Origin of the sequence: Streptococcus sp. k-628, from assembly GCF_013277475.1 — a bacterium.
Classification (GTDB): Bacteria; Bacillota; Bacilli; order Lactobacillales; family Streptococcaceae; genus Streptococcus.
In genome coordinates this window covers 128,061-134,267 of sequence record NZ_VMMZ01000038.1, presented here as the reverse complement: position 1 = coordinate 134,267, position 6,207 = coordinate 128,061, and the positions used below count along the sequence as shown (strand labels likewise).

The 6,207-nt window shown below is 30.9% G+C and carries 6 protein-coding genes; all 6 read left to right on the top strand.

What is annotated here, in order from left to right; translation table 11 throughout:
* The first annotated feature begins 669 nt into the window (after nucleotides 1-669).
* The 6 genes from HT730_RS05800 to HT730_RS05780 all read left to right on the top strand — a co-directional run bounded on the left by HT730_RS05800 (nucleotide 670) and on the right by HT730_RS05780 (nucleotide 6,162).
* Complete coding sequence (locus HT730_RS05800) at nucleotides 670-1,305, top strand: TetR/AcrR family transcriptional regulator (RefSeq protein ID WP_050242714.1); 636 nt, start codon at nucleotides 670-672, stop codon at nucleotides 1,303-1,305.
* 171 nt (nucleotides 1,306-1,476) lie between these two features.
* Nucleotides 1,477-2,217 carry an ABC transporter permease gene (locus HT730_RS05795; protein ID WP_050242713.1) on the top strand — a complete coding sequence of 247 codons (741 nt, stop codon included), beginning with the start codon at nucleotides 1,477-1,479 and terminating at the stop codon, nucleotides 2,215-2,217.
* A 135-nt stretch (nucleotides 2,218-2,352) separates the two neighbouring features.
* Nucleotides 2,353-3,072: an ATP-binding cassette domain-containing protein gene (locus HT730_RS05790; protein WP_050242712.1), complete on the top strand. Its 720-nt coding sequence runs from the start codon at nucleotides 2,353-2,355 to the stop codon at nucleotides 3,070-3,072.
* A gap of 21 nt (nucleotides 3,073-3,093) precedes the next feature.
* Nucleotides 3,094-4,776: an ABC transporter ATP-binding protein gene (locus tag HT730_RS05785; protein WP_050242711.1), complete on the top strand. Its 1,683-nt coding sequence runs from the start codon at nucleotides 3,094-3,096 to the stop codon at nucleotides 4,774-4,776.
* A 350-nt stretch (nucleotides 4,777-5,126) separates the two neighbouring features.
* A complete protein-coding gene (locus HT730_RS10495) occupies nucleotides 5,127-5,360 on the top strand; it encodes a hypothetical protein (protein WP_050242710.1) in 234 nt (77 codons plus the stop codon).
* 109 nt (nucleotides 5,361-5,469) lie between these two features.
* Nucleotides 5,470-6,162, top strand: coding sequence for a YjjG family noncanonical pyrimidine nucleotidase (locus HT730_RS05780; RefSeq protein ID WP_173307060.1), 693 nt, complete (start codon nucleotides 5,470-5,472; stop codon nucleotides 6,160-6,162).
* Nucleotides 6,163-6,207: the final 45 nt, after the last annotated feature.

Sequence of the window (6,207 nt, the reverse complement as noted above, 5' to 3'; positions counted from 1 at the left end):
TTCTTCATATAGTCTTTTAAATGATTTCGGAATGTTGAGTAAAGGACTGTTTCCATAACCATACCTCATTTTACCTCTTTTCCACTATTATACACAAAAAGAAAGAAATTGTCAGGAACTTGTACAAGATTTTCTTTTCTATCTATTTAATACTCAATGAAAATTAAAGAGCAAACTAGGAAGCTAGCCGCAGGCTGTACTTGAGTACGGCAAGGTGAAGCTGACGTGGTTTGAATTTGATTTTCGAAGAGTATAAGTAAATAATTTCAAAATCAGAAAAGGATTGCTTTATGCAGTTCCTTTTTATTTTAACAGGAGTAAAGCTAGAGTGTTTCTAAATTGTGAATCATTCAAAACAGATTGTGATGGGACTATTCTAGCTTTAGAATCCTTCAAAAATTAAAATTTAAGGTAATCAATGGCTTAGAATAGTGCGAAAACATTTAGTTTATAGGAATTCTAGGTCTAGAATTACATAGATATTTATGAAGTTGGGGTGTTCGATAGATAGAATTGTTCTATTCTGAAAGATTTGGGCTGTCAATTGTATAGGATAGTGTTTTACCAATGAATTTTGAAAATTAGAGGGGATAAAAAGAATCTTGACATTATTACTTTCTTGCATTATAATGAGATTACGTACCATTAGTATGTTTGGAAGGAGTTATAATGGCAAGGAATAGAAACTCACATGAAACTAGAAAAAAAATATTAGAAGTTTCGAAAGATTTATTTTTAGAAAAAGGATTTGATAATACCTCAATACAAGATATAATCGATGGGTTAGGTGGATTGACGAAAGGTGTTATTTATCATCATTTCGAGTCTAAAGATGAAATATTGCAATCAATCATTAGCGAAAATAATCATGAAATTTTAAATTACAATTGGAGAGGAGATACTGCATTAGAAAAAATACAAAATTCTTTGATGGATGCGTTCTCAAATTTAGAACAACAAAGATTAGTATACTCTGTCTCAATTATGCTAAGAAGTCCACGTTTGTTAGGAGAGCAGTATTTAAGTTTATTTTCTGATTTTTTACCAGGGATTAGAGAAAAAATTTTCGAAGGTGTTAAAGATAAATCAATTAAAACAGAATATCCTGAAGAGCTAGCTGATTTGATTGTTTTAACTTTGAATATTTGGATTGGGTTCCAAATTTCTATTTATTCAGTAGAAGAATTAAAGAGTAAAATGAAGTTCATTAAACTAACTTTTGAAGGTTTGGGAGTGCAGTTGATTACTGATGAAATGATGGAAGTAATTTTCCAATTATTTGATCACTTAAAAGGTGTCAAATAAATTTTAAGTATTGATATTTTAAAAAATACCATACTCTAGATATGGTATTAAAAATTCCAGTATACATACCTTTAGTATGTTTATTTTTTGAATCTTAACATACCGGTAGTATGCAAGGTGCTTTTTGAATAGTGTAATTAATATTAACAAAATTTTTTGGAGGAAAAATCTATGTTGTCGCTTATTAAAATTGAATTAAATAAAGTTTCAAAATCAAAATTATTTTTTGCTTGGTTGGGTACCATATTGATAGTATTAGGTATTACAGGAATCATAATCATGGGGTTAGGTACTGATAATAAACTGGGAGATTTTGTTGGACAGAGTGCCAATAATATTAAAATTACTGATAAATGGGGAAGTTGGGCAATTGCAACATCATTGTTTGGATCTTTATTTACCAAAGCAGCATTTTTAATTTTCGAATCTTATTTATTGTCTACGATTATTATTGATGAATTTAAACGAAGAACAATTTTTCAGCTGTTTTCCTACCCTGTTTCTAAAATAAAGTTACTATGGGGAAAAGTGCTTACAGTAATTCTGATATCATTTATTGCTCATTTTACTGCACATTTAGTTATTCAATTATTAATTAAATTAGTAGCAGTTTTAACTGAATCAAATTATATACCAGTAGCTAATCAAATGATTAACTTAGCTGGAATTACGTTTGGAACAGTATTAGTCGGAATACTACCTTTTGTTTTAGGTATGATTAGGCATTCAATAGCTATAACAATGCTTTCAGGACTTGGTTTAGCAGCGTTACTTTCGAATGTAAGTCCAGGCAGTTTAACTAATAATTTTGTTGATAACTTATTCTTCTTAATATTTGCTAGTTTCATAAGTTTAATGATTGTTTCATTTTCAATTTATACTATTTCAAGAAAAGATATTAATATCAAGTAGTATATCTGAGTTTAATGGAAGGAAAGTGCTAATTTTGTGATGATTTATTTAAACGAAGAGACTGTATAAGTTAGTATTTATGCTCCTGAAGAAAAATTCTTGCATTTAAAGCTAGATATAGAAAGAGAGATAGAAATGAGAAATATTGTTGAAATAAAAGAAGTTTTTAAAACAATTGATAAAGAAAAAATTTTAAGTGGTATCAACCTTCAAATTGCTGAAGGAGAAATCTATGGATTTTTAGGACCAAATGGCGCAGGGAAAACAACTTTAATGAAATGTATGTTATCCTTATCAACTGTTACATCTGGTAGTATTGAAATCTTTGGAAAAAATTTACAAAATCACAGAGAGGAGATTCTAAGTCAAGTTGGAAGTGTTATTGAAACACCAATTTTTTATGAAAACCTCACAGCAAAAGAAATTTTGGAAATTCACGCTCAGTATATGGGGAAAAATATTATTGAATCAGATATAATAAGAGCCTTAAGAATGGTCGGATTAAAAAATAAGACTAAAAAAGTAAAAGAGTTTTCGTTAGGAATGAGACAGAGACTTGGTTTAGCTCGGGCTTTCCTAACAAAACCAAAATTGTTAATTTTAGATGAACCAATCAATGGTTTAGATCCAATAAGAATTCAAGAAATTCGAAATCTGTTGTTGTCTCTTTCTAAGGAATGTGGTGTTACAATATTCATCTCAAGTCATATTTTATCGGAAATTTCACAGATAGCAGATAAGATTGGTGTTATCAAAAATGGACAAATGCTAGAACAGGTCTCTATGAAAGAGCTTAAGAGAGAGAATATTGACTTAGAAGAATATTTTATGTCACATTTTCTAAATGAAATTTAAGAATTATGAGGTAGATTAGGAATGAAACAATTGACAAAGTACCATAAGAAGTCTTTTTATACTTTCATGATTTTTAATATATTAGTTCCTTTAACTAATATTGCTTTTGCTTATTCTATTAAAATTATAATTGATAGTGGAATGTCCCAAAATAGGGAAGCTCTAACCCAAGCGATACTAATAGGCTCTATCGTAATATTTATCTATGCCAGTCTTAATTTTATATCCCTTCGATTAAGAAATAAACTTGTTAGGCAGATTATGTCAAGATACAAAAATAAGGTGTTTAAATCTATTTTAGATAGGGATTATAGAGAATTTTCTAAGGAAAAATCAGGGAAATTTATTTCAATATTAACTGAGAACATGAAGAAAATTGAGCAGGATTATTTGCACCAGTATTTTAATATTTCAAAAAATATTTCCTTAATGATTTTCTCACTAGTAGCCATGTTTATAGGTAATTGGTTTTTGACCTTATTAGTTATCATTGCTAGCATTATTCCTATGATGATTTCAGGTTTTATTGGACAAAAATCAGCCTCTCTACAAAATAGTTCTATGATAGCCGATCAGAAATATTTAGCTAAGGTTAAAGATATTTTAGCAGGGTTTCTAGTTATAAAGAGTTTTAATGTGAAAGAGGCTATCGGTCAAGATTACAAAAACGAAAGCGAGAAATTGGATGAGATATATTTCATCAAAGGGAAATTTGATGTTTTATCTAATGTTATTTCTCAACTTTCAGGGATGATTGTTTTTTTAGTAGCCTTTGGTGGAGGAATGTATCTGGTCTTCGGTGGGCATACCACAATTGGGAGTGTTACAGCTATTGTTCAACTAGTCAATTTTGTAGTAATGCCACTAAATGAAATTGGTATGGGAATGAGTAAATTCCGCGAAGGTCAAGCTACACTGAATTCATTTGAGGTAAAAGATGTAATCGAACTTCAAACTGGTAAAACGAAAGAATATTTTGATGATGTCATTTCTTTTTCAAACGTAGATTTTTCCTACCCTAATGCTGAGGAAAAGATTTTTAATAATTTATCTTTGCAGATCAAAAAGGGGGAAAAAATTGCAATAGTAGGTATGTCAGGCAGTGGAAAATCAACTTTACTCAATCTATTACTGCGTTTCTATGATGTAACAAGTGGGTATATCTCAATTGATAATCAAGATTTGCAAGCTATTTCAGCAGAGAGCCTTTATAACTTAATGACTATTGTTCAGCAAGATGTTTATATCTTTGATGATACTTTAAAAGCAAATATTACCCTTAGTCAATCCTTTACTGAAGATGATATAAAAAGAGCTGTACAGCAGTCTGGTTTAGAAAGTTATATTTTAGAAAATGAATTAGGTCTACAAACTTTATGTGGTGAGAATGGATCAAATCTATCTGGGGGAGAAAGACAGAGACTTAGTATTGCGCGTGCCTTGATTCGAAAAACACCAATCTTATTATTGGATGAGGCTACTTCGTCTTTGGATAATCAAGTAACTACTGAAATTGAAAGTTCAATCTTGGATATTCAAAATTTGACTGCACTTGTAGTAACCCACAAGTTGAATGAAAACATTTTGAAAAGATACGATAGAATTCTCTTTATGAAAGCAGGCGTCATTGTTGAAGATGGTTCTTTTTGTGACTTGATGGATAGGAGAGGTGAGTTTTATAAGTTGTTTGAGTTGAGTGTGTAATGCTACCAGAATAAAAAGAGGATGAAAATCTTTAATCTCAAGTTGTTTTTCAATAATATTATAGTTGTATAAACAAAGGGAATTTGAGAATTAAAAAGTGACTAAAAAAGAAGGCTAAATAATATTAATCTGTAAAATACAACTCATCGAATATGATTAAATGGTAAGTATCAATTAAATTGAAAATTTTATAGTGTTATAATATAATTAAACCATAAGAGCAAGAAGGTTGTGCTTAAAAAATAATCTTAGTATAGCTTATCTCTGACAAATATTTAGATTTTAGAGCTGTTTAATTTTAAGCAGTCATTATTTTTAAACATTAGGGGCTTCAAAGGAGAATATTTAAAATGAAATATTTTTTTGCAGGATTTGGTAAAATAAACTTTATAAATTATCTATTGTTTCTATGTGTAGGACTAGCCCCTCTTTTTCATATCTATGTAATAGGCTCTGAAATGAATTTTGTGAAAATAGTGTTATCTATTTTGGGAGTCATATTTGTATTTATTTTAACTATTGCTCGAATTTATAGAAGATTTTTCTATAATAAAAATAAACTTGACTATAATAGTATGGATTAGTTAATCAATTGGAACGATTATTCTTTGTGATACTATACCACTTTTAAGTTTTTACATTAAACAGCTGGCTGAAGTGAAAGTTGTTTATCTTAGAAAGGAAAACACCAAATTGTCCTACAAATTTCTACTCTTCGACCTCGACCACACTTTGCTTGATTTTGATGCTGCTGAGGATGTGGCTCTGACACAACTTCTAAAAGAAGAAGGAGTTGCAGATATTCAAGCTTATAAAGACTATTACGTTCCTATGAACAAGGCTCTCTGGAAGGACTTGGAGCAAAAGAAAATCAGTAAACAAGAGCTAGTTAATACGCGCTTTTCTCGTTTATTTGCTCATTTTGGACAGGAAAAAGACGGTAGTTTTCTAGCCCGGCGTTACCAATTTTACCTCGCACAACAGGGACAAACTTTTTCAGGCGCTCATGAACTCTTGGATAGCCTTATCGAGCGAGATTATGAGCTGTATGCTGCGACAAATGGAATAACTGCCATTCAGACAGGGCGTTTGGCTCAGGCTGGTCTGGCTTCCTATTTCAACCAAGTCTTTATCTCTGAACAGTTGCAAACACAAAAGCCGGATGCTCTCTTTTATGAAAAGATTGGTCAGCAGATTACAGGCTTTAGCAAAGAAAAGACGCTGATGATTGGAGATTCCCTAACCGCAGATATTCAAGGTGGCAATAATGCGGGGATTGACACTATCTGGTACAATCCTCATCACCTCGAAAATCCCACACAAGCCCAGCCGACTTACGAAGTCCATTCTTATCAAGATTTGCTGGATTGCTTAGATAAACTGTAAAAAGTGGTTTCCATAGCCACTTTTTGCTATAATAGAGGCAGTAAA

Coding starts and splice junctions, on each gene's coding strand:
- HT730_RS05790 (WP_050242712.1), top strand. CDS start 2,353: ATGAGAAATATTGTTGAAATAAAAGAAGTTTTTAAAACAATTGATAAA.
- HT730_RS05795 (WP_050242713.1), top strand. CDS start 1,477: ATGTTGTCGCTTATTAAAATTGAATTAAATAAAGTTTCAAAATCAAAA.
- HT730_RS05800 (WP_050242714.1), top strand. CDS start 670: ATGGCAAGGAATAGAAACTCACATGAAACTAGAAAAAAAATATTAGAA.
- HT730_RS10495 (WP_050242710.1), top strand. CDS start 5,127: ATGAAATATTTTTTTGCAGGATTTGGTAAAATAAACTTTATAAATTAT.
- HT730_RS05785 (WP_050242711.1), top strand. CDS start 3,094: ATGAAACAATTGACAAAGTACCATAAGAAGTCTTTTTATACTTTCATG.